We start from the raw sequence: 542 nt of genomic DNA, 5'->3' as shown, positions 1-542 counted from the left end.
GACCATCCTCAACTAAAGAAATTGTCTCTAAAAGCGAAACTGAAGAAAGGTTTAAAGCCTGACAACTTCGCGGAAGGTGATTGGGTTGTAGCACATCTTGTTCGTCACCCGCTAAAAGGCGACAACACGTTCTTCGTTGAAATTTCAGAGAAAATCACTGACGCTGATGACAAAATCGCACCGTGGTGGGTAACGCTAGCGCAAAACGATCTACCAAACTCAGAACCTGCTGGCATTGAGAACTGGGAATTAAAAGATGACGCCGATCTAGAGCGCATCGACATGACTCATGTTCCTTTCGTCACAATCGATGGTGAATCAACCAAAGATATGGATGACGCGTTGTACGCGAAGAAAACAGAATCTGGTGATTTTGAGTTAACTATCGCGATTGCTGACCCAACTGCGTACATCACACCTGAAGACGAAATGGATAAAGTCGCGCGTGAGCGTGGTTACACCATTTATCTACCAGGCCGTAACATCCCGATGTTACCTCGCGACCTAGCGGACAACCTATGCTCTCTAATTGAAGGCGAAAT

1 protein-coding gene is annotated in these 542 nt (G+C 45.9%); it reads left to right on the top strand.

The annotated features are described in order from the left end of the window. The coding region (locus R7R24_RS29780) for an RNB domain-containing ribonuclease (protein ID WP_318120598.1) at positions 1 to 542 on the top strand (542 nt) is incomplete at both ends.

This window comes from Vibrio sp. 704, from assembly GCF_033339295.1.
This window is presented reverse-complemented; position numbering and strand designations above follow the sequence as displayed.